A 1,205-nucleotide genomic window follows, 5' to 3' on the forward strand; every position below is an offset into this window, starting at 1 on the left:
AAAGACTGCCAGCGAATCCGAAAGCTGCCCGTTCAACAGCCTTTACTGGCACTTTATTCATCGCCATCGCAAACAGTTTGCCGGCAATCATCGCATGAAAATGATCTACGGGAATCTGAATCGGATGGATACGGCGAAGGTGGATGCCATTCTGGCGCGGGCGGAATCGTTGTTGGCGGACCCGGATGCGTTATGAGTTAAGGTGATCACGGGCTGTTTTCGCCGTGTTGCTTGCAGCGTGAAGCATGATGCTCCTCTTTATCAGGTACAAAAAAGCCGGCGCACCAGGAGGTTGACGCCGGCGAAACCGTAGGCAGAAAAACTTACGGATTGGTGAGTAGCGTATAGGCACCGGCACCGCTCTGGGCCTGTACCTGCCAGCGGTAGTACCCGCTGTTCACATTGGTATGGATCTCGGCTACACCACCTTGTGGGCTGGCGGTGGTCACGTTGTTCCAGCCGCAGAAGAACAGGAAGCAGCTTTGTGCTTGCAGGGTCACGGTGAAGCTGGCGCCCGCCGGGCTATACAGCCAGGCGTCAATCTGCCCGCCGGAAAAGTTGAAACCGTTGGACGGCAGGATCGCAGAGCCACCGTTGTTCAGCTGGCCTTCATAGCGGGTGCAGTCCGGGCAGGGGGAGGTTTCTGTTCCCACGCTTACGGTCTGGTCGGTGCTGCCGGTCTGGTTGGCGGTGTCGGTGACCGTCAGGGTCACGGTGAATTCGCCATCCACTCCGTAGTCGTGAGTGATCTGTTCGCCACTGGCCACATTGCCGTCCCCCAGGGTCCAGTCCCAGGCCGCTACGGCCACATCATCGCTGGAGCCGCTGGCATCCAGCTCACAAACCGTGCCCGCGCAATCCGCGGTGAAGGCTGCGGTCGGCAGGCGGTCAATCCCGGAGCCGTCCTGCTGAGTGATCTGCAGTAAACGGTTGGGCGACTGGTTGCCCGCATTGCTGATGGCGCCGGTGACGGTGTCGTCCACCAGTGCCACATTCACAGCACCGGGAGTGGCACTGGGGTTGGCACCCAGATACAAGGCAGCCGCACCGGCGGCATGCGGCGCGGCCATGGAGGTGCCATTCAGGCTGGCGGTCTGGGTATCTGACTGATACCAGGCCGAGGTGATGTCGCTACCCGGTGCGAACAGATCCACGCAGGCGCCGAAGTTGGAAAAGGAGGAACGTTGGTCCTGGCGGGTAGTCGC

The 1,205-nt window shown here is 60.3% G+C and carries 1 protein-coding gene and 1 pseudogene; one reads left to right on the plus strand and one right to left on the minus strand.

The features are described from left to right. Nucleotides 1-196: pseudogene (locus A3730_RS30770) on the plus strand (cryptochrome/photolyase family protein); the annotation flags it as partial. A 127-nt stretch (nucleotides 197-323) separates the two neighbouring features. On the opposite strand, the gene A3730_RS00100 reads toward A3730_RS30770, so the two are convergent. Continuing rightward, nucleotides 324-1,205, minus strand: an 882-nt coding sequence (locus A3730_RS00100) for a PKD domain-containing protein (RefSeq protein WP_156500684.1), incomplete at its 5' end; no start/stop codon positions are given.

The organism is Alcanivorax sp. HI0044 (genome assembly GCF_001634945.1).